18 protein-coding genes are annotated in these 22,627 nt (G+C 42.5%); 6 read left to right on the forward strand and 12 right to left on the reverse strand.

The features are described 5' to 3' along the window. Nucleotides 1-178: 178 nt before the first annotated feature. The 7 genes from HXT30_RS00230 to HXT30_RS00260 form a co-directional block, all read right to left on the reverse strand. On the reverse strand, nt 179-472 hold the full coding sequence (locus HXT30_RS00230) for a DUF2089 family protein (RefSeq protein WP_016635756.1): 294 nt from the start codon (nt 470-472) through the stop codon (nt 179-181). Between the two features lie 161 nt (nt 473-633). Continuing rightward, entirely contained in the window at nt 634-1,479 is an 846-nt protein-coding gene (locus HXT30_RS00235) for a nucleotidyl transferase AbiEii/AbiGii toxin family protein (RefSeq protein WP_004124363.1), read from the reverse strand. After that, entirely contained in the window at nt 1,476-2,066 is a 591-nt protein-coding gene (locus HXT30_RS00240) for a type IV toxin-antitoxin system AbiEi family antitoxin domain-containing protein (protein ID WP_422111561.1), read from the reverse strand. Before HXT30_RS00240 ends, HXT30_RS00235 begins: the two co-directional genes overlap by 4 nt. Before the next feature lie 276 nt (nt 2,067-2,342). Then, the gene (gene nrdF / locus HXT30_RS00245) at nt 2,343-3,437 is read right to left on the reverse strand and encodes a class 1b ribonucleoside-diphosphate reductase subunit beta (RefSeq protein ID WP_019261930.1); all 1,095 of its coding nucleotides are present in this window, start codon (nt 3,435-3,437) and stop codon (nt 2,343-2,345) included. An 82-nt stretch (nt 3,438-3,519) separates the two neighbouring features. After that, the gene (nrdE, locus tag HXT30_RS00250) at nt 3,520-5,742 is read right to left on the reverse strand and encodes a class 1b ribonucleoside-diphosphate reductase subunit alpha (protein WP_422111562.1); all 2,223 of its coding nucleotides are present in this window, start codon (nt 5,740-5,742) and stop codon (nt 3,520-3,522) included. Nucleotides 5,743-5,814: 72 nt separating this feature from the next. Continuing rightward, complete coding sequence (gene nrdI / locus HXT30_RS00255) at nt 5,815-6,315, reverse strand: class Ib ribonucleoside-diphosphate reductase assembly flavoprotein NrdI (protein WP_422111563.1); 501 nt, start codon at nt 6,313-6,315, stop codon at nt 5,815-5,817. Between the two features lie 57 nt (nt 6,316-6,372). Next, complete coding sequence (locus HXT30_RS00260) at nt 6,373-6,633, reverse strand: glutaredoxin family protein (protein ID WP_004131604.1); 261 nt, start codon at nt 6,631-6,633, stop codon at nt 6,373-6,375. 437 nt (nt 6,634-7,070) lie between these two features. Here HXT30_RS00260 and gndA point away from each other — a divergent pair, with 437 nt between their 5' ends. Further along, nucleotides 7,071-8,531 (forward strand): NADP-dependent phosphogluconate dehydrogenase, encoded by a 1,461-nt coding sequence (gndA, locus tag HXT30_RS00265; RefSeq protein WP_422111564.1) that lies wholly within the window; start codon nt 7,071-7,073, stop codon nt 8,529-8,531. A gap of 100 nt (nt 8,532-8,631) precedes the next feature. On the opposite strand, the gene pgl is transcribed toward gndA, so the two are convergent. From pgl to HXT30_RS00285, 4 genes are read right to left on the reverse strand one after another with little or no spacing between them, the layout of a single operon-like run. Next, the gene (gene pgl / locus HXT30_RS00270) at nt 8,632-9,453 is read right to left on the reverse strand and encodes a 6-phosphogluconolactonase (protein WP_422111565.1); all 822 of its coding nucleotides are present in this window, start codon (nt 9,451-9,453) and stop codon (nt 8,632-8,634) included. 42 nt (nt 9,454-9,495) lie between these two features. Continuing rightward, nucleotides 9,496-10,476: a glucose-6-phosphate dehydrogenase assembly protein OpcA gene (locus HXT30_RS00275; RefSeq protein ID WP_422111566.1), complete on the reverse strand. Its 981-nt coding sequence runs from the start codon at nt 10,474-10,476 to the stop codon at nt 9,496-9,498. Then, entirely contained in the window at nt 10,473-12,053 is a 1,581-nt protein-coding gene (gene zwf / locus HXT30_RS00280; RefSeq protein ID WP_422111567.1) for a glucose-6-phosphate dehydrogenase, read from the reverse strand. Before zwf ends, HXT30_RS00275 begins: the two co-directional genes overlap by 4 nt. Before the next feature lie 56 nt (nt 12,054-12,109). Continuing rightward, nucleotides 12,110-14,356, reverse strand: coding sequence for an acyltransferase family protein (locus tag HXT30_RS00285; RefSeq protein WP_422111568.1), 2,247 nt, complete (start codon nt 14,354-14,356; stop codon nt 12,110-12,112). A 647-nt stretch (nt 14,357-15,003) separates the two neighbouring features. Here HXT30_RS00285 and HXT30_RS00290 point away from each other — a divergent pair. Next, a complete protein-coding gene (locus HXT30_RS00290) occupies nt 15,004-15,498 on the forward strand; it encodes an inorganic diphosphatase (RefSeq protein WP_004105658.1) in 495 nt (164 codons plus the stop codon). A gap of 212 nt (nt 15,499-15,710) precedes the next feature. On the opposite strand, the gene HXT30_RS00295 is transcribed toward HXT30_RS00290, so the two are convergent. Continuing rightward, the gene (locus HXT30_RS00295) at nt 15,711-16,436 is read right to left on the reverse strand and encodes a beta-carotene 15,15'-monooxygenase (protein WP_422111569.1); all 726 of its coding nucleotides are present in this window, start codon (nt 16,434-16,436) and stop codon (nt 15,711-15,713) included. Between the two features lie 158 nt (nt 16,437-16,594). On the opposite strand from HXT30_RS00295, the gene HXT30_RS00300 reads away from it, so the two are divergent. From HXT30_RS00300 to valS, 4 genes are all read left to right on the forward strand, one after another. Continuing rightward, complete coding sequence (locus HXT30_RS00300) at nt 16,595-17,410, forward strand: winged helix-turn-helix domain-containing protein (protein WP_422111570.1); 816 nt, start codon at nt 16,595-16,597, stop codon at nt 17,408-17,410. A gap of 43 nt (nt 17,411-17,453) precedes the next feature. After that, nucleotides 17,454-18,080, forward strand: a complete 627-nt coding sequence (gene nth, locus HXT30_RS00305) for an endonuclease III (protein WP_422111853.1) — start codon at nt 17,454-17,456, stop codon at nt 18,078-18,080. Between the two features lie 125 nt (nt 18,081-18,205). Then, nucleotides 18,206-19,789, forward strand: a complete 1,584-nt coding sequence (locus HXT30_RS00310) for an ABC transporter substrate-binding protein (protein ID WP_422111571.1) — start codon at nt 18,206-18,208, stop codon at nt 19,787-19,789. A 69-nt stretch (nt 19,790-19,858) separates the two neighbouring features. Further along, on the forward strand, nt 19,859-22,615 hold the full coding sequence (gene valS / locus HXT30_RS00315; RefSeq protein WP_422111572.1) for a valine--tRNA ligase: 2,757 nt from the start codon (nt 19,859-19,861) through the stop codon (nt 22,613-22,615). The last annotated feature ends 12 nt before the right edge of the window (nt 22,616-22,627 follow it).

A 22,627-nucleotide genomic window follows, 5' to 3' on the forward strand; every position in this document is an offset into this window, starting at 1 on the left:
TTTGTGTTTTATAAGTCCTGTAACGCAATTCTTTTATCTTCTGCAGACTGCTTAGATGACTTATCATCTTTCTTAAGAGAATGCGCATATCGAATAAGACTTCTTGCAATAAAGAACACTAAAGCACATATAGCAAGTGCGATAAGAATGTCAATTATCGGACCAAATAATGCATAGCTCATGATTTATCCTTTCTTTTTCTATATTCGTTTATGAGTGTTCGAGCTGTGTCAACATCGTATTTATCGTCAATAGCAAGACTCTTTACTAAAAGAACGAACGGGTCTTCTGGTTCATTGTCGCTTATTCGAATTTTTTCAATGAGCCTGTTAAGCCTGATTCTCATCGTTGGGTAAGAGACTTGATACATTTGCGACATTTCTTTTAACGATCCAGACGATAATACAAAGTTCTTTATAAACGACATGTCTTCGTCTGTGAGATTAGCCATCCATCTTGGAATATGATCCATATCACCCTTTTCTTCAGCCTATAAACTTTAATTAAATTAAACTTTTATTAAAAATATTAAAGTCGCTGTATGAGTTTGTCAAGAATAAACATGAGAGATATGGCACAAAGCGACATTTTTATGTCGCCAAAATTGCCGTCTTGTCGCCAATGTATACAAATTTAGTCATTTTGCTTAGCACTAAGAATGTTCAGTAAGTTTATAGTCTCATCAAGTACGTTTGAAAATGTTATTCCTTTTGTATAACTATATTTTTTCGAATAATTTTGCCACTGTTGATTTTGCGTATAATCAGTTTTGAAGGATTCTAGAAGCTTAATTATCTTATTAAAATCTAGTTCTGTTTCACGATATAAGAAAGTTCTCTGGCAAGCTATCTCTAATTGCGAAAAATCAATATCATCCTTTTTTAATTTTAAAAGAATGAAAATATCATAAAAATCTTTACTACGACTATTTAAAAAATTGCGTGAATAAATAGTCTGAAGCTTTTCTGCTAATATGCTTTCAACGTTATATGCAATAATTGGGAATGTTTCATCGGTAAAAATAGCTTTATAGTAGTAATTTATTGGCTGTGGTGTAACAACATCGCCAGTAGCAATATCCAAATGAACAACTTGTTTAATATTTTCCAACTCGCACAAAATTGTTGCGCGATATCCTCCATAATCATCGCTTTCTTTAATGGCTGTAATAGACTGAATGGAAAAACTTATATCATCTTTTGAATTTGCAAAAACTTCTGTTAGTTGTTTTTTAACTTTTTCTTTTGAAAGCTCCATTTTATGAAACTGAAAGTCAATATCTACCGTACTGCGCGAATTGATACCTATTATGTTTGACAGAAGGAATCCACCTTTGAAAACATAGTGATCTGAATAATTACTTTGACTTAATTTTTTCAAAATAACTTCAAGAAAATAATAAATCATAACAGAATTAAATGTTAAACCAGTCTTTGCGGACATTTTATGACACAATGCTGTTAATTTTGCCTTATTCACAGTAGCACTTCCAGTGTTTGCTTGACTTTATTGGATATATTCATTTTTGTTGCATACTCATGAAGCTTTATAAGATCTTTCCCGTTATACCTACTGTAAGCTTGAAGAGTTTTAACAAAGAGTTCAGAATCAATACTGTTTCTGTTTATTATAAAATCACAAATAATGCGTTCAAAATCATAAACACGTACTTTATTCCCCATTGTGGTAATCGTTGTAGTAATGCCTAATTTGCTATACAATTTTGAGACCCAATGAATAGTTAAATTTGATGGTGGATTATTAAAATGATATCCTCTAGGAACGCTTACTTCAAAATGTTGTGGAATTTCATCTGTAAAACCTTGAAGATAAAGAGCTGAAACATAAGAGAATACAGCTTGTGGATAACGATATTGAAAGAAGTAATATTCGTCATAATCACCATTGGAAGAGAGAAAAATTCCCCTTTCAATTCGATTAAGAACACCTTCGTTTTTCAAACGAGTTAAATATATAGTTGGAATATTTAATGTTTTACAATCTTTGTATGTAATTATTCCATGATGGTTATCTAAATAGTCAAGGAGCATCTCTTTGTTTGACATAATAGCCTCACTTCTGTTGCTTTCATACTAATATTTTATCTTTTTTGTAGTGTAAAAGCAACAAGAATTGCAGACGTCATATTTTTTTAACAAGTTATCATGGCAAAAAATGCAAAATTAGCAAAAACTGCCGCGATAACTCAGTAAGTACGCGGATATTTAAAAATAGTTCCAAAACGGAAATATTCTTAAATAATTAAATAAAAAAGGTTGCTTATGAAAGTGCATAAGCAACCTAATTAATTAGTAAAGCGACTAGTGGTTAGCGACTAGCGACTAGAAATCCCAATCATCGTCGTCGGTTTCAACAGACTTACCCATAATGTAGCTGGAACCAGAGCCGGAGAAGAAGTCGTGATTTTCGTCGGCTGCAGGAGAAAGAGCTGCGAGAATCTCTGGGCTTACGTGAGTTTCTTCTTCGCTGTACTTGGCAGGGTAGCCAAGGTTCATCAAAGCCTTGTTAGCGTTGTAACGCACGAAGTCAAAAACGTCATCGTGGAAGTCAAATCCTTCATAAATCTGACCAGAATACTCAACTTCCAAATCGTACAAAGTATCAAGCAAGTTCATAGTGAACTTTTCAAGATTCTTCTTATCGTTCTCGCTTCTAAGCTCCAAACCGCGCTGGAACTTGTAGCCAGAATAGTAGCCGTGAATTGCCTTATCTCGCAAAATCAAGCGAATCATATCGGCAGTGTTCATCATTTTGCCGCGAGAAGCAAAGTAAAGTGGCAAATAGAAACCCGCGTAAAGAAGAAGCGAAGAAAGCATAGTTGCTGCAATCTTGCGCTTAAGCGGATCTTCGCTCTCATACTCGCAAAGCACGGTGGTAACGCGCTGCTGCAAAACGTCGTTTCCAACAGCCCAACGGTAAGCTTCGTCAATCTCTTCGCTAGAGCAAAGAGTGGAGAAAATAGAGGAGTAGGAGCGAGCGTGAATAGACTGCATAAAAGCAATATTCGTGTAAATAGCCTGCTCGTGCTCCGTGCGCGCGTGCTCAATCTGGCAAAGCTCACCAATAGTGGCCTGGCTGGTATCAAGTAAAGTCAAGCCAGTAAAGACGCGAGTAGTTGTCTTGCGTTCAAGATCGGTTAGGGAACGCCAAGAAGGAATATCGTTGCTCAGCGGCACCTTTTCTGGAAGCCAGAAGTTAGCAATAAGACGATTCCAAACGTCCAAATCCTTGTCGTCAACAATATTATTCCAATTAACTGGGCGCACGCGAGATCCGTGATGATAGCGGTATTGAGCTGGAGTGATGGAATCTGCCATCATTTGGTCGCTTGCGATTACGCGGTTCGTGCCGAAAGGCTTATCGAGGCTACTTCTAAGCGCTGTTGGATCGAGCTCGGTTGGGCTGAGTTCTGTCATAATTACTCCTGATTCTGTGTTTACGTTTTATAAAATTTTTAAGTTTTTGATTTAATTTGCGAAAGATTTACAACCATAAGGTTTACAGCGTGCAGCTTACGCAACCCTCGATTTCTGTACCTTCCAAAGCCTTCTGGCGAATACGAATGTAGTAAAGAGTCTTAATGCCCTTACGCCACGCGTAAATTTGAGCTTTGTTCAAATCGCGAGTAGTCGTAGTGTCTGGGAAGAACAAAGTAAGCGACAATCCCTGATCCACATGCTGAGTTGCCTCCGCGTAAGTGTCAATAATTGCCTTCCAACCAATCTCGTAAGCATCCTTAAAGTACTGCATATTGTCATTCGTCATGTATGCGGCAGGGTAGTAGACGCGTCCAACTTTACCCTCTTTACGAATCTCAATGCGAGAAGCAATCGGGTGAATCGAACTCGTGGAATGGTTGATGTAAGAGATTGAACCAGTTGGAGGAACAGCTTGCAAATACTCGTTGTAAATGCCGTCGCGCAAAATCTCGTCGCGCAAAGCTTCCCAGTCCGAAACGGTTGGAATCGCAACGTTAAAACGAGCAAACAAATCGCGAACCTTTTGAGTTTTAGGCTCAAGCGAGCGGCTGCCATCAGTGTACTTATCGAAGTAGTTGCCTTTTCCTGCAGGCTTAGCGTAAGCGCTAGTCTTAAAGCTTGCAAAAGCAGTCCCGCGCTCTACAGCCAAAGCGTGAGAAGCCTTATAAGCGTGGTAAGCAACAGTCATAAAGTACATGTCTGTAAAATCAAGAGCTTCCTCGCTTCCGTATTGAATGTGCTCTCTAGCAAGGAAACCGTGCAAATTCATTTGACCCAAGCCAATAGCGTGACCTTCCGCGTTTCCGCGACGAATCGAAGGCACGGAATCAATCGAAGTGTGCTCGGATACAGAAGTGAGCGCGCGCACAGCCAAATCAACGCTTGCACCCAAGTCACCGTCCATCGCCTTAGCAATATTAAGAGAGCCAAGATTGCAAGAAATATCGCGACCAACGTGGCTATAAGACAAGTCAGCGTTATAAGTGCTTGCTTCTTGAGTTTGCAAAATCTCGGAGCACAAGTTGCTCATAGTAATGCGGCCCTCAATAGGATTCGTGCGATTCACAGTATCTTCAAACAAAATGTAAGGGTAGCCAGACTCAAACTGAATCTCCGCAAGCGTCATAAAGAATTCGCGAGCGTCGATGTACTTCTTGTGAATACGAGGGTTTGCAACCATCTCATCGTAATGCTCGGTAACGGAGATGTCTGCAAAAGGCTTTCCGTACTCACGCTCAACGTCGTAAGGGCTAAACAAAGCCATCTTTTCCTTACGCTTAGCAAGCTCAAAAGTAATATCTGGAATCACAACACCCAAAGAAAGCGACTTAATACGAATCTTCTCGTCTGCGTTCTCGCGCTTAGTGTCGAGGAAACGCATAATATCTGGGTGGTGAGCGTTAATATACACGGCACCAGCGCCCTGACGAGCGCCAAGCTGATTAGCATAAGAGAATGAATCTTCCAAAAGCTTCATAACAGGCACAACGCCGCTCGACTGATTTTCGATGCGCTTAATAGGAGCGCCAAGCTCGCGCAAATTCGTAAGGAGCAGAGCAACGCCGCCGCCGCGCTTAGAAAGCTGCAAAGCAGAGTTAATTCCGCGCGCAATAGACTCCATATTATCTTCCAAGCGCACAAGGAAGCAGCTCACAGCCTCTCCGCGCTGAGCTTTACCAAGATTCAAGAACGTTGGAGTGGCTGGCTGGAATCGGCCCGCAAGCATCTCGTCCAAATAGTTGAGCGCTGCTTTTTCGTCGCCATCTGCAAGCTCCAAAGCAACTGCTGCTGCGCGCTGAGCGAAGTTTTCCAAATATTGCTTGCCGTCGAAAGTCTTTAAAGCGTAAGAAGTGTAGAACTTAAAAGCACCCAAGAATGTGCCAAAAGTGTGGTGTGCGGCCTCTGCGTGCTCGTAGAATTTATCTAGAAACTCGTCGCTGTATTTGTGGAAAACGTTGCCGTTGTAGTAGTAGTTGTTAATCAAATAATTCAAGCGCTCGTGAGTTGAAGCAAACTTCATGCTGTGTTCTTGCACGTAACCCGAAACGTAAAGCTTTTCTGCTTCCGTGTCTTTATCAAACTGAATACCTTTTTCTGGATCAAAAAGACCGAGCATAGCGTTAAGAACGTGGTAGTCGCGGCTGTTGCGAATGCGCTCTGCTGTGCTGCTAGCAGTGTTGGTGTCGTCAGTGTGATCAAGATTAAGCGAGGTAGATTCGCTCATCGGATCCGTGCTATTCATTTGATTAATTCCTTTCCTCGTGCGTTAGTTTTGCTTTTCAAACGCTGTTTTTTGTTGATTTTGTTTATTTGTTTATTTCGTTTCTTCTGTTTCTTTTAATTGCCGTAAAAATCTTGGTATTCCCTGCGCTACTTTTTCTATATCTTCTTGAGTTCCCGTAAGTTCAAACGAGTACATATTTGGGATTGCGCATTTTCCTGCGATTTGACCGCCTGCAGCGCAATATGCGTCTCCAAAATTCGTATTTCCAGAAGATATTACGCCGCGAATAAACGAACGATTTTCGCGATTGTTTAGGAATTTTCGCACTTGCATTGGTATTGCTTTAGAAATGTTTCCGCCGCCGTAAGTTGGCACAATCAAAACGTATGGCTCGCGAACGTGCAATTCTGGCTCTTTTGGTCGAAGCGGTATGCGATATACGTTCACATTGTTGCTTGGAAAATCGCAATTTTTTACGAATCGTAGTGTGTTTTCGGAGACGGAAGAAAAATAGACTACAGCTCCGATTGATTCGCCTTGCGCGTGCGCTTCTGACTCGCTTGGTTGTGACATATTTTCTTGATCACACATTTTTATACTTCTTGATTGCTTTGATTATTTTGCGTATCTTGCTTATTGTTGATTGCTTTAATCGTTTTTATCGTTTTTATTTTCGTCTTCTAGTTGGCTTGCGATTTGTGCAATCAAATCTGGGCGATACCCACTCCACGACGAGTTTGGAGTAATCACCACTGGCGCTTGGCGATATCCTGCTGCGCGCAATTGGTCTAAAGTAGAAGGGCTTTGAGTTAAATCTACTGTTTCAAAATTCACGCCTAGCTTAGTGAATTGACGCTTTGTGGCATCGCACTGTGGGCAATGTGGCTTTGTGAAAACTGTAATAGTCACGGTTCGTCTCCCTTCGTTGTGTGTATTGTGCGTATTTAACGCTTTTTCTTTATGATTATTTAAGTTTGTGCTTTTGGGCACGATTTAACAGTCTACTACCACTTAACACTATTTGTAGTGGCGTGTTGTATGGATAATCCCTATATTTAGTGTGTCCAAATTTTGATTATCACGCGTGTCTATAAGATTTAAGCGGTATTTATGCTTTCTAAATAGCGACTAATAAAAGTAAAAATGTAATCTTTATCACAAAATTGCCATTAATGCGCGCGCTATGCAGTACGCCTTGTTATCGCAACAAAAATGCTTGTGCATATAGGCAGATAAACTTTAAAAAGTGTGTTTTGATTGATTAAGTGTTAAAAATAAAACAATCATAAAATAATAAAACGGTTATAAATATTACGATTATAAATATTAAAAGATAGAGGTGCAAAATGGCGGAAACTCAAGCTAGAGCAAATATTGGCGTTGTTGGCTTGGCTGCAATGGGATCGAATTTAGCGCGTAATCTTGCGCATCACGGAAATACTGTTGCTGTTTATAATCGTCATTATTCGCGCACAGAAACCTTGATGAATGAGCACGGCAGCGAAGGTGCTTTCGTTCCTGCTAAAACCGTTGAAGAATTTGTTGCTTCTCTTAAGCGCCCACGCACTGCAATCATTATGGTAAAAGCTGGTGCTCCTACAGATGCTGTTATTGAAGAGCTTGCAAACGCTATGGAGCCAGGAGATATTATTGTTGACGGCGGAAACTCCTACTTTGAAGACACAATTCGCCGAGAGAAAAACATTCGCGCGCGCGGCCTTCACTACGTTGGTTGCGGTGTTTCTGGCGGAGAAGAAGGTGCGCTTCGCGGTCCTTCGATGATGCCAGGTGGCACGGAGGAGTCTTGGAAGACGCTCGGCCCTATTTTAAAGTCGATTGCGGCTGTTGCAGAAGGCGAGCCTTGCGTAACGCATATTGGCACCGATGGCGCTGGTCACTTTGTAAAAATGGTTCACAATGGCATTGAGTACTCAGATATGCAACTTATTGCCGAAAGCTACGATTTAATGCTTCGCGGCTTGGGCATGAAGTCTGAAGACATTGCAAACGTGTTTAGCGAGTGGAATAAGGGCGAGCTTGATTCTTATTTGATTGAGATTACGGCGGATGTTTTGCGACAGAAGGATGCTAAGACTGGTAAGCCTTTGGTGGAGATGATGGTAGACCACGCTGGCATGAAGGGCACGGGTACTTGGACTGTACAATCTGCGCTTTCGCTTGGAATCCCTGTAACGGGTATTGCAGAAGCTGTGTTTGCTCGCGGACTTTCTAGCCAAGTTGCTTTGCGAGAAGCCTCAGAAAACCAGGGTTTGACTGGTCCAGATATGCATTTTGATTTTAGCGATTCTGAGCGTAAGGCGTTTATTGAGGATATTCGCCAAGCTTTGTACGCTTCTAAGATTGTTTCTTATGCTCAAGGATTCGACGAGATTGCTGCTGCTGCAATTGAGCATGATTGGAAGATTGACCAGGCTGCTGTTGCTCGCATTTGGCGAGGCGGATGCATTATTCGTGCGCAATTCTTAAACCGCGTTTCCGAGGCGTTTGAATCTGGGCAGGCAAGTGTTTCCTTGCTTTTTGCGCCGTACTTTAAGGATGCTATTGAAAAGTCGCAAGCTGCTTGGCGCCGTGTTATTGCGCGCGCAGTGGAGCATGGTGTGCCTGTTCCAGCATTCTCCAGTTTGCTTGCATATTACGATGGCTTGCGATCCAAGCGTTTGCCAGCATCGCTTATTCAAGCTCAGCGCGATTTCTTCGGCGCGCACACTTACGGTCGCATTGACGAGCTAGGAGTATTTCACACTTTGTGGGCAGAGCCTAATCGCCCAGAAGTAAAGCAAGATTAAATCAAATAATCTTTAGAACTAACAGGCCTCTGCATAACAATGCAAAGGCCTGTATTTTATTGTTCTAAATATTATGCACGATGTTAGAAGGCTATGCAGATTACTGGATTGCTGCTTGCAAAGTTTCGGCAGTAGTTAGCCATGCGATTTCGTCGGTGCCGTTGGCAAAAGACGCAGGATAGTCTGGGTTATTGCTCCCAGAAAGCGCGTTCATTAAAGCTTTTCCTTTTTGCTCGCCAGCAGTTAAGAACCAAGTGCGGCGGCTATGAGCCAGCACGGGAACGCTAAGCGTTAATCGCATTGGCGGCTGCTTAGGGGAGTGGTTCACGCCTAAAACTATGCGATCGCGATTATGAATTTGCGGCAATCCTGGGAAAAGTGAAGCTATATGCGCGTCTGGTCCCATGCCAAGAATCACCAAATCAAACACTGGCTCTGATCCAAGTAATCCTATAATTTCTTCTTCGTATTCGCGTGCAGCAGCGTCTAAAATAGCGTCATTTTCAGCGTCGCTGGCTTTTGCAATTTCCTCCGCATTGCGCTCATCTGCAGGCATTTCGTGAATATGAGACTCCTGCAAAACTTTGTGATCGCTAAGCATGTTAAGAAGCAACTCGCGAGCCTTGCGCGCATTACGATCTTCGCTGTTATAAGCTACAAAACGCTCATCTGCCCACCAAATATGCACATTAGACCAATTGATTGCTGGAAGCAATGGGTTGCTAGCTAACATTTGAAACATGCGAATCGAATCTGTTCCACCTGTTAGCAAAAGATGGAATGGCTTATTAAGATTTTCAACATTGTTTTGCCATTGCATAATCAAAGTCACAAGTTTTTGTGCAGCAACAGCAGCTATAATATCTTGATTATCGTAGCCGTACACTGTTGCGTTATGCGCAAATCTAAAATCTTTAGCCATAATGAATCCTTTTATTATTTTTACTTGTTGTATTAAAGTTCGTTACCTTGCAAGTTCGTTATCTTGCATTTTGCAACAATTTTCGTGAATAAGTTGCGCATAAATCTCGTCTGGGTCAATTCTGCGTAATTCTTCACTTAAGCAGTCTTGCAAAGAACGAATCGGCATAGAAATAGGCTGAGAAGCTTGCCCTGGAAGACTTATTATTGCTTGGCTGCTGCCAGAAGGTCGCGTTAAAGAAAGCTCGCCATCTTGCCGCTTAAGACTTACTTCTGTAATTGCATGTGCGCTTGAATCTTCAACAATTTCTACAGGAACATTAAGTGAGATTTTTAGCCATTGCGCGAGCAAATGCAACGGAACGTAATGCTTAGGGCCGCTAACTTTAACACTAAGAATCGGTAAGTGCGGCGGCTGATCAAGCATAGAAGCAAGCATTGCGCGCCAAGACGTAATGCGCGTCCAAGAAAGGTCAACGTCTTTAGAAGACCAATTTTTGCGCAGATTTTGTACAGTTTCAAGAGTGTTGCTTGCGCGTTGAGCGTCTGTGATTCTGCTACTTGCCATAGCTCCAAGCAAGTCTTTAGCAGGATTTTCGGGCGCGTTTGTAGGCCACCATGCAACAATCGGTGCGTCTGGCACAAGAAGCGGAATAACAAGCGTATCTGGGTGGCGAACAAGGTCATTATGTGGGTAGAGAATAATGATTTCGCCTGCGCCAGCATCTGCTCCAAATCGCACTTGAGCGTCTAAGTTTGGCGTTTCTTCTTCTTGATTACCTTGATTTTGATTATGCAAACTTGCATTAGCGCTTTGCCAATCGCGAACAATCGCAATAACTCTGCAAGGATGCTCGCGACTAGCTGCATTTGCTGCGCCCAGTGCGTTTTCAAGCTCTTTAAGAGTGGTGTCAATAAGAAGAGTGAGCACGCGTCCAGTTGCGGATTCGCCTCGTTCTTCGTGAAGTTCGTCGATTTTTGCAGAGATTTTAGACGTGTTTGTGTTAGGAAGATTAATAATCATGGCAGCCTCCAATGGCGATTATTGCGAGCAAGCATAGCGTCAGCTTCCGCTGGTCCCCAAGTTCCAGCACGGTATGGTTGCGGACGCGTGTTAAGCGAAGCCCAAAAATCTTCAATCGGATCCAAAATCTTCCAACTTAAATCAACCTCTTGTGTTGTTGGGAAAAGTGGTGGCTCGCCAAGTAAAACGTCTAAAATAAGGCGTTCGTATGCTTCTGGAGAGTTTTCTGTAAAAGACCTTCCATAGCTAAAGTCCATAGAAACATCGCGAACTTCCATAGACGTTCCGCCTGGCACTTTTGCGCCAAATCGCATTGTTACGCCTTCGTCTGGTTGAACGCGAATCACAATAGCATTGTTTCCAAGTTCGCGCACAGCAGTAGTCTCAAAAGGCAAGTGTGGGGCGCGCTTAAAAATCACAGCAATCTCTGTAACTCGCTTACCTAAGCGTTTGCCAGTTCGCAAGTAGAATGGCACTCCAGCCCATCGGCGAGTGTCTACGTCTAATCGCACAGCAGCATACGTTTCTGTAGTGCTATCTGGGCTAATTCCTTGTTCTTGCAAATATCCAATAGCCTTATATGACCCCTGCCAGCCTTCTGCGTATTGGCCTCTTGCAGTGTTTGCAGCTAAATCTTTAGGCAATCGTATAGCCGACAAGACCTTAGTTTTTTCTGCTGTTAAATCGCCAGCGCTAAAGCTTACAGGCTCTTCCATAGCAGTGAGTGCCATTAGTTGCAACAAGTGGTTTTGAATAACATCTCGAGCAGCGCCAATGCCATCGTAATATCCAGCTCTGCCACCTATGCCAATATCTTCTGCCATAGTGATTTGTACGTGGTCAACATAATTAGCATTCCAAATTGGCTCGTACATTGCGTTTGCAAAGCGCAATGCAAGCAGATTTTGCACAGTTTCTTTGCCTAAATAGTGGTCTATGCGGAACACGGAATTAGGGTCAAAAACCTCGGAAACTACGCGATCCAGCTCTTGTGCGCTTGCTAAATCGTGACCAAAAGGTTTTTCGATTATCACTCGTCTCCATGCGTTTTCGGAGGAGTGTGAAAGCCCCGATGCAGCCAATTGCTGCGCTACAACAGGGAAGCTGGATGGTGGAACAGACATGTAGAATGCGTGATTTCCGCGAGTTCCGCGATCTCTGTCTAACTCGCTTACTGTTTTGCTTAATCGCTCGAAAGCGCTTGCGTCGTCGAATGTTCCGCGAACAAAACGTATGCCTTTTGCAAGATTAATCCAAGTGGATTCGCAAAATGGCGTGCGGCAATGTTGTTGAATATTTTCTCGCACAAAGTTTACAAAATGCTCATCTGTCCAGTCGCGTCTGGCGAATCCCGTAAGGCCAAAGCCAGGAGGCAAAAGTCCGCGATTTGCTAAATCGTATACGGCTGGCATTAGCTTTTTTCTCGCTAAATCGCCCGTGATTCCAAATATAACAAGGCTGCACGGGCCTGCGATTTTGGCTAGTCGCAAGTCGCGCGTGTCTCGCAGAGGATTCTTCCATTCTGCAATCGAATCGCCCTTATTGCTTTGGGAAAATGGGGTTATTAACTCACTCATATGTACCATCGTAATATTTTGACGTGATTTGGGCGGTTTGTTTTGCTATGCGCAAGTCATCCGCCGCACACGGCTAGTCGTATCATTCGTGCGTATTGTGGCCCGCCAATAGGCGTTAAGTGTATTCCGTCGTCTGTTAGAAACTCGCTATGGCCTGCGCTCGTGCCATTCCAGTCAATAATTCCAACGTTCTTGCGCTTTGATGCAAATGCGCGCAATTTTGCGTTCGTCTCGTCTTGCCAAGGTTGAGGCACGCGAGTTGTTACAAAGTACACGGGCTTTCCGCCAGTAATATTCACCATGTTTTGTAAAACTGACTCATCTCTAGGCGGCCCGTTGGTTCCAAGTTCGTAGATTACAACGCTTCCAGGGTGTTTTTCGGCTATGTCTTTTTGGTAGTCTTCGGCTCCGTGGAAAATCTGCCTGCTAACTTTTCCGTCAATCCAAGCGTTTGGTAGAGCTTTTATAAGGTACGGTTTTGCGCCTTCGGTTACGGAGTCTCCAACCATTGTTATGTCTGCCGTGCAAACGTCTTGTTTTGAGTCAATTTTCCAAGGTTTTGTGTTTATGTTTGCTGGCACTTTTTCTGCGATTGGGTTTAGAACTCTATGCGCACTTGGCTTTGTTGGAAGTGTTTGTTTTGTTATATTTTGGCGCTTTCCGCCCACTTTTCTTTTTTGATTTTGCTTTGACTTTGTGTTTGACTTTGTGTTTGACTTGTTTCCTGACTTTGAGCTTTGATCTGTCTTTGGCTTTTTCTTGCCATTTTGCGAATGAGGTTTATTGTTTTGTTCTTGACTTGCTAGTTCTGGCCTTAATTGTATTGACCTTTCTTGTGCAATGGCGCTCCAATTTAGTGGAGCTGCGATTATCACTAAGCACGCCGCTGCACACACAGTAATCGCAAGCCTTCGTAGAACAAATGGTAGCTTAATGTTCTTGCTTTTAACGCTTAAAGTATCGCTAGAAAGATCAAGGTTTTTATTTTCGTCTTTTGAGCCGTCTTTCGATTCATCTTTTGATTTTGCGCTAACACTGCTAATGCTAAAAGTCATATATTTACTTGCAAATGGCATTTCAAAAATTCTGTAAAAAACTTCAGCTATTGCAACAACAATCACGCATTGCAAAATCTGCTCAAATAGCGTTATGTGAGTAGTTCTAGTTGCAGGATTTAAGACTTCTAGTATAGGAAAATGAACAAGATAAATCGCAAAAGATCTCTTGCCTAAGTAGCTTAATATGTTAGTGCCAAGGATCTTTGCACAAATGTTGTTTTTTAGCATGCAAGCGTGCATTAAAATCGCGCAAACTATTGCAAAAAGTGCGTAACCTCCGTACACAATCCACGTTTTTAGTCCGTCTTGTTTAATAAAGCAGAACAAAATAAACGCTAGTGCAGCAAATCCTACAATGGATTCTAAAATTGGCTGTCTGCCTTTGTTTTTGCCATTTTGCGAATCGTTTTCTTGATTTTCAATTTGTTCTTTTTCGCTTTTGCTTCCAACAATGTAGCGGCACGCGTCTGAAATGATTTTTATAGCAGATTTTCCACTAAACCACGTGCAATACATTGCTAGAAGCGCGCCGATTAAGAATTCACATGCGCGCGTATCTAAAGAGTAGTACACGCGTGCAATAGTTTGTCCTTCTCCATAAAGAATTGTTATTGCAATGCTTGTAAGCGCAGACACAATCGCAAGCGTTGCAGTAACAAGCATTCGCACAAACTTTGATTTAACTATTTTAAGAATTGCGCATAGAATAATTGGCCAGCAAATAAACATTTGCATAATAAGGCCTAAGTACCACAAATGCTTAATAGGAGAAGGTAGTCCCGACTGTTCAAAATACGAGACTTTTCGCAAAACATACGCCATGTTGCTGCTAAATGTTGCTCCGCTTAGAGCATCTGATTGCAACTTCGTTAAAAGGCTTGGAGAAAACAGCCACATAAGTGGTGCGCTTAGTGCAATAACGCCCAGCGTAGAAGGCCATATTCGTTTTATGCGTTTAAGTAGGTACTTAAAGTAAGTGATAAGTTTTGATTTTTTCTTCTGGCTTTCTTGGTTGCCATCTAAATGCGAATTTTTATCGTTTTTCTCGCTGAACATTTTTAGCAAAGACACGGTGCTAAAGTACCCTGCCATAACAAGAAACATTGTTACGCCTAAAAAGCCGCCGTTGAATACAATTGGACGCAAGTGGAACGCTACAATTCCAATAATTGCAATCGCGCGCATGCCGTCTATTGCAGCGTTGCGTTTACTTGCAGCGTTTGTTGCGTTGTTCAATTCTTTCATCTTGCCTACAACTTAATACGTGTTTGTTGTGTTTGTTGTGTTTTTGTATTCAGTTTTTGTGTTAAGTTTTTTGTTCAGTCTTACAAGTGTTTATGTTCGATTTTTTCCATTAGTATCGCTCCAAAACGTAGTCATATTATCTATGTATTAAGACACTAAAGACGCCTATAGCGTGTCTTAGTTTTTCCTTGATTTTTCGCGTATTTTTGCCTGATTCACGAGAGTTTTTTTAATGTGAGCTAAAATATTTTTCAAATGTTTTACTGTTTTTATTAATATTTTTTATTAATATTTTTCTTTATGTTTTTTTCGCATCGGTTAGTTGACACTTTCTGTGTCTTATCTAAATCGCGCATTATTGCGTTTTGCTTCGATTTGCTTGTGCATATATCGTAAAGCGTATTGCGCACTATTTTCCACATGTAGCAAATATATTACACAAATATGTCTCGCATATAGTCCGCATATAGTCTGCATATCTAACTGGTTCTGAATCGCTATCGTGCGCGTAGTGTTTTATATACTCTTTGCTGCGCGCTAAAGTTAGACTGAACAGTCTAAGTTAGATGTACAAACGTTAGATTGATAAACAAATGCTTAAACGTGCTAATGTACTTAAGCATTAAGTTTTACGTTAAGGAGTAAAAATGGCAGAAACATTTAACGTTGTGGTAGAGATTCCACGCGGCTCTAAGAACAAGTACGAAGTTGATCACGAAACTGGTCGCGTATTTTTGGATCGTACTCTATTCACTGCAATGGGCTATCCAGATGATTACGGCTACATTGATGGCACTTTGGGCGAAGATGGCGATCCTCTTGACGCTCTTGTTATGATTCCAAATTCCGTATTCCCTGGTTGCGTTGTTGAATGCCGCGCCGTTGGTTTGTACCACATGGTTGACGAAGCTGGCGGAGATGACAAGGTTTTGTGCGTGCCAGCAGATGTTCGCTTTGACGACATTAAAGATATTGATGACGTTAACGAGTATCACAAGGCAGAAATCAAGCACTTCTTTGAGCAATACAAGGCTTTGGAGCCAGGCAAGGAAGTTCTTCCTGGAGACTTCTGGGCTGGAGTTGAGCAAGCCGAAAAGGAAATCGTTGCAGCTCGCAAGCGTTTGGAAGAAAGCGAAAAGTAGTTCTTGCGATTAGTCGCAAGCTTCCGAACGTTTTAACAACGTATCTATTAGTGTCTAACGCATTTTATGTGTTAGACACTTTTTAATATCTTTAATATTTTTAATATCTTAATAAGTAATTACTATCTATAAAACATTGCTATCTATAAAACATATTGCGTGAAACAGTGCGTGAAACAACGTGTGAAACAACTAGCATTAACTTTAATCGCTTACGCTACAAGCAACATTGCCAATCCAGCTCCGTAAACAACCATTCCGCACATCATAATTGGAATCAAAGCTGTTCCAATTTGCGGAAAAACTGTTCCGGCATTGTATTGCGCGTCTTTAATCCAAAGGTGAGAAAGGCCAGCCAAAACAATCACAACAAACAATCCAAGAATTGCCACTAACACGCCAAGTTCCAATACGCGCACAGAAAAAGTGAATCTAATAATTGACGGCAAGAAAAGCCATCCAGGCAAAGCTGCGCATGCAATGCTTGCAGTAAGGCAATGAGATAGGTTTCGTACAAGATTAGACCTATCTTCTCTAAACATTTGTCTAGCAAAGCTAACAAATGTTGCTGCAACAAGAATTAGCGCAAAGTTTACTGCCCATCGCTCGTATGGTCTAATAGCAGCAACAAATTTGTGAATACTAACTTCTGATTCGCCATCAATCACACTGCTTGGCAGCCATCCTTTTAAGGCCAGAGTTGCGCACCACATAGACGCTAATGATGCAAGAAAAGGAATAGCTTTATCGGCTGTGGAACCTTTGAGTGGCCAAAAAGTTATTAGAGCAAGAAGAATAAGAATGCAAACAGTTAAAACTGCTTTTGCTGTTGCAAACGGAAGCATTGCAGCAGATGCTAAAAGAACTATAGCAACAAATTGAGTTACAGCAATCGTAATGTGACCATACATTTTGTTGCGCTGAATATTGTTGCTCATTGTACGCTCCTATCGCGTTTACACTGTGATTTACACCATTTTATATGTAAGCGTACACTTGCGCTTTTTGATTCTTCTTAAGCATGGATTACAATTCTTTTTTATAACAGCTTGATTTTGAATTTTCATTCAATTCTATGCGCTATGGAGGTGTCAATATGACGGATATTACATTGATGACCTCTTGTGCCGCGCCTGCAAAAGTTTTGCCATCACTAACACTTCTTTCGCATCGCGTGCGCGTAGTGCCAATGGAACCTTCTAGCATGCTTAAAATGCCCGAAGATACTATTCTTCTTGTTGACGCTAGAGAAGACTTATCTTTAGCAAAATCGCTGTGTTCTCTTGTGCGCGCGTCTAATTTAACAATGTCTATTATTCTAATTCTTACAGAGGGCGGTTTTACAGTTGTAAACCCATCTTGGGGCGTTAACGACGTTATGCTAACAACCGCTTCTCCTGCAGAAGTGGAAGGAAGATTGCGATTAGCCGCCAAAAGAGCAGTTTCTACCGATTCTTCTTCTGGCTCTACTGTTGCCGATTCCACAAGTGTTGAAGTTAACAGCAACGGTCAAATGTGCTCTGGAGACTTAGTTGTAGACACGCAAAGCTATACAGTTAGCTTGCACGGAAAGCCTATTGATTTAGCGTATAAAGAATTTGAGCTGCTTAAGTATTTTGTTCAGCATCCTCGTCGCGTTTTTACGCGTGCGCATTTGCTTCAAGAGGTTTGGGGCTACGATTACTACGGCGGAACGCGAACTGTAGACGTTCATATTCGTAGGCTTCGCGCAAAGTTGGGCGTTGAATATGAGCATGTTATTGGAACAGTTAGAAATGTTGGATATCGTTTCGACCCATTAGAAGCTCAAGTTGACGAAGTTGAAAATGGCGATTACGCACAAAATGGCAATAGTGCGGCTGCTGGCGATTCGCGTGCCGATGATTCAAGCGTTTCCAACGATTTAGACTAGGCTTATATTGTCTAAGATAGATAAAATAAACAAAATCCGCAAAATGCGCGAAGAATATAGGATTTTATGCGAAGAAATCCCAAATCCAAAATGTGCGCTAAATTTTACGAACCCATTTGAGCTTCTAATCGCAACTGTTCTTAGCGCGCAAACAACCGATAAGCGCGTAAATCTTGTTACGAGTAAGCTTTTTAAGGCATACCCAACGCCAGTCGATTTGGCAAAAGCGCAAATATACAACGTGCAAGAAATAATTCATTCGCTTGGATTTTATAGAGTAAAATCGCAACATATTATTGAGCTTTCGCAAAAACTTGTTAAAGATTTTAATGGCATTGTTCCAAATAATATGGCTGATCTTACAAAGTTACCAGGAGTGGGAAGAAAAACAGCAAACGTTGTTTTAGGGAACGCTTTTAAGATTCCAGGATTTCCAGTAGATACGCATGTTATGCGCGTTACGTCAAGACTTGGCTGGGTGAGTGAGTCTAGCGCTAAGGCTAAAGATGCAGCGAAAATCGAAAGAGAAGTCACAGCTTGTTTTGCTCCAGAAGAATGGACTAATCTTTCACATCGTCTTATTTTGCACGGAAGAATGATTTGCAATGCTAGAAACCCTCGCTGCGGCGATTGCCCGCTTAGGTTTTTGTGCCCTTCTGTTAGATTGTAGAAAATAAATTTGCACAATATTAATGGCGTCTAGTAAACTCTTTTAGAATATTTTTAGAATATTTTTAGACTATTTTGTGCATAAATTCGGCAATCAAATTCAAACGGTGATATAAACTTTTAATCATGCCTGAATTTGAAAGATACTCATCTGCTTCACATGTGCGTAGTGCAAGATATGCGCATAAAACTAGACGAAGCGATAAACCATGGGTTGTATTTATTGTTTTAATCGGCATTCTATCTGCAATAATTTGGGGCGGATGGCGGTTTATAGATGGAAGATCTTTAATACCTACAAACATTTTTCCAGCGTCAAATTCAACTTTAACAATAGGATTACGAACGGCTCCAGCTTCGCTAGATATTAGAACAGACGATAGTGATTCCTTACAACAGGCACTTTTAGAGAACGTTTACGAAACACTTGTAAAACGAGACGAAAACAATGTTTTACACCCAGGACTTGCGCAATCTTGGAGCGTTTCGAACGATGGATTGAATTATAAATTTAGACTACGCAGCGGAATTAAGTTTGCTAACGGAGACCCAATGAACTCAAGCTCCGTTCTTAAATCGCTTCAGCAAGGCATTACAAAGAATTATCCTGGCTACGAAAAGCTAACAAACATAACAAGCGTTTCTAATTCTGGGCCTAACGTTCTAGATATAACTCTTAAAACTCCAGACCCACTTTTGCCAAGGCGATTAGCTGGAAGAGCTGGAATTGTTTACAACACAAACATTTTTGTTAACTACGCTTCCGACGCTATTGGAACAGGTCCGTTTACAGTAAAGGGATACAACAAGGGGGGAAATCTCGTTCTTGTTAGAAACAACAATTACTGGGCAGGGCAAGCTGGATGCCAAAGCATAACGCTTAAGTATTTTAACGATGACACGTCTTTAGCAAACGCTGTTAAAGATGGCAGCGTGCAAATGGCAATTCCACTAGACGGAAATGAAAACAATCGAATGGCTGCAATGCCAAACACTAAGTTGGTAAAGGGAAAAAGCACAAGATTAAGAATGTTTGCTTTTAACACGGGAATGTCATCTATGTTCTGCGATCAGCAAATTCGTAGAGCTGCAAGACACGTGATTGAGCCAAATGTTATTCTTGCTTCCGATCCTTTTGGAGGCCAACTTGTTGGCGGGCCAATCGACCCTATGTCTCCTGGGTATGAAGATTTTAGTAACACGTATCCTCACGACGTTCAAAAAGCTTACGGCATGTACCACTACTTTGTTGCAGGATATTTGCGCGGAATCACAATGCTTGTTCCGACTGGAATGGCTAGTGTTTGCGATCAAATGGCAAAAAACTTAAGCTATGCAGGTGGATTCCCAGTAAAACTAGAAGAATTAGACCAAAGTGTAATCGATCAACGAATACGCGAAGGTAAATACGACTTAGCTCTTACTTGGACTAATCACACTTTGGATTCTGGAATGTATGCAGACACTAAGTCTAACTACTTGTTCCAAGACCATGCTTCGCAAAAGTATTTTGCAGACGCAATGAAGTCCACAAGCCCGCAAGAGTACGAAGAAAACATTAAAAAGTACGCTAAAGAATTGTGCGATTATGCGGTTTCTGGATGGTTGTACGCAAGGAATAGCGTTGTTGTTGCAAAGAATAATGTGAGTGGATACCCTACTAACATGACCGATCAGCTGCTTCCTTTGCATGATGTGACTGTTAAATAGTGCTGGCTTAGTGAGTTCTTAGTGCTCTGTTATAGTGCGATGTCTCAGTGAGTTTCTAATATTCAGTTCATGAGTGAACAGGATAACACAGTAAAACACGCACATTTAACACCATTGCCTAATAAGGTTGGTGTTGATGGTCTTGAAGACAAATGGCGTAGTAATTGGGACGAAGCTAAGACTTATGCGTTCCACAATTCTCGCGACCGTAAGGCCGTATATTCAATCGATACGCCGCCTCCAACAGTTAGTGGCCACTTGCACGTTGGTCACGTATTCTCTTACACGCATACGGATGTTATCGCGCGATATAAGCGCATGCAAGGCTTTGATGTGTTCTACCCAATGGGTTGGGACGATAACGGCTTACCAACAGAGCGCCGCGTGCAAAATTATTACGGCGTGCGCGTAGATACTTCGCTTAAGTATGACCCTGATTTTAAGCCGCCATTTGAAGGCACTGAAGGCAAGAAGATTGAGGCAAAAGACCAGGTTCCTGTAAGCAGGCAGAACTTTATTGAGCTTTGTGAGCGCCTAACTTCCCAAGATGAGAAGCTTTTTGAAGCTTTGTGGCGCAGGCTTGGTCTTTCTGTTGATTGGTCGCAAACCTACCACACTATTGGCGAGCAGCCTCGCCGAGTTGCGCAAAAAGCATTCTTGCGCAATCTTGCTCGCGGAGAAGCTTATCAAAAAGACGCTCCAGGCTTGTGGGATGTTACATTCCAGACTGCTGTTGCGCAGGCTGAGCTTGAAGCGCGCGAATACCCTGGTTTCTATCATAAGATTGCTTTCCGCTTTGAAGATGGTACGCCAATCTACATTGAAACTACGCGCCCAGAATTGCTTGCTGCTTGCACATCTTTGATTGCACACCCAGACGATGAGCGTTACAAGAAGTATTTTGGCAAGGAAGTTTACTCGCCGCTGTTTAAGGTGAAGGTGCCGATTTTGGCTCATCCTGCTGCTCAAATGGACAAGGGTGCTGGCATTGCAATGTGCTGCACTTTTGGTGACGTAACCGACGTTGAGTGGTGGCGCGACTTGAGTTTGCCAACTCGACCAATTATTCAGCGTAACGGCCGCATTGTTATGACTACTCCTGATTGGATTACGGACGAGTCTGGCCGCGAAATGTTTGAGAAAATTGCTGGCAAAACCACATTCTCTGCTCGCAAGGAAGTTGTTGAAGCATTGCAAGCTGCTGGAGATATGGAAGGCGATCCAAAGCCAACAAAGCGTATGACGAACTTCTACGAAAAGGGCGATAAGCCTTTGGAAATCGTCACTTCTCGCCAGTGGTACTTAAAGAACGGCGGCACGGACGAAAAGTTGAACGCTGAGCTTATTGAGCGCGGCAAGGAGCTTAACTTCCACCCAGACTTTATGCGCGTGCGCTACGAGAATTGGGTTCATGGCTTGAATGGTGACTGGCTTATTTCTCGCCAACGCTTCTTTGGTGTGCCATTCCCACTTTGGTACCCAGTAAACGAAAACGGGGAAGTGGATTACGAGCATCCTTTGACTCCTAGCGAAGACCGTTTGCCAATCGACCCAACTATCGATGTTCCAGAAGGATTTGACGAATCTCAGCGAGATCAGCCAAACGGCTTTACTGCTGAGCAAGACATTATGGACACTTGGGCTACATCTTCCTTAACTCCACAAATTGTTACTCGTTGGGAAGAGCCAGGTGAAGAAAATCAAGCTTTGTTTAAGGCTACTTTCCCAATGGATTTGCGTCCACAAGGCCAGGATATTATTCGTACTTGGCTGTTTAGCACGGTTGACCGCGCGCATCTTGAAAACGGATGCTTGCCTTGGAAGCACGCTGCGCTTTCTGGATGGATTCTTGATCCAGACCACAAGAAGATGTCTAAATCTAAGGGAAACGTTGTTGTGCCAAATAAGCCAATCGAAGAGTTTGGTGCGGATGCTGTGCGCTACTGGGCGACTTCTGCAAAACTTGGATTGGATGCAACTTACGACGAAGGTCAGATGAAGATTGGCCGCCGCCTTGCGATTAAGCTTTTGAACGCTACAAAGTTTGCGCTCGCGATTGGCAGAGAAGACGAGGAACATCAGGTTCTTGAGTCTGCCAGCGCGGATTGGGATTTTGCAGACGTTACGGAAGTTTTGGATTGCTCTGTTATGGCAAAGCTTGCATCCGTTATTCGTACCGCAACTGATGCGCTTGAATCTTACGAGCATTCCAAGGCTTTGGAAGCAATCGAAACCTTCTTCTGGGAGTTCTGTGACGATTACATTGAGCTTGCAAAGAATCGTGCTTATGGTACTGCAGAGTCCACTGGACGTACTCCAAGTGAAGCTGCTGTAAAGTCTGCTCGCACAACTCTTGGTCTTGCGCTCGACGCTTTGGCTCGCTTGCTTGCTCCTTACTTGCCTTACGCTACGGAAGAAGTGTGGAGTTGGATGCACGAAGGCGAAGGCTCTGTGCATCGCGCTAGCTGGCCATGCGCTAAGGCGTATGAGGCTGCTGCAAACGGTGTTTCTGCGGATACTTTGGCTTACGCGGGCGAGGCTTTGGCTACTTTGCGCAAGATTAAGTCTGAAGCAAAGGTTTCTATGAAGACTCCTATTTTGCAAGTGACTTTGAACGTTGCAGAAAATGCTTATAAGGCTGTTGAGGAGACTTTGGACGACGTTGCGGAAGCGGGACGCGTTACTGGAGAAGTAAAGCTTAACGCTGTTAAGGCTGCAGATGCTGGAGATTCTTCTGAATCTGAATCTGCGGAATCTGATGCAACTAACGTAAACGTTTTTGTTGCTCAAAGCGAACTCGGTGAAGCTCCTGCAAAAAAGAAGTAATTGCCAGTAATC

Origin of the sequence: Gardnerella sp. DNF00571G (assembly GCF_049262695.1) — a bacterium.
Taxonomy (GTDB): domain Bacteria; phylum Actinomycetota; class Actinomycetes; order Actinomycetales; family Bifidobacteriaceae; genus Bifidobacterium; species Bifidobacterium piotii.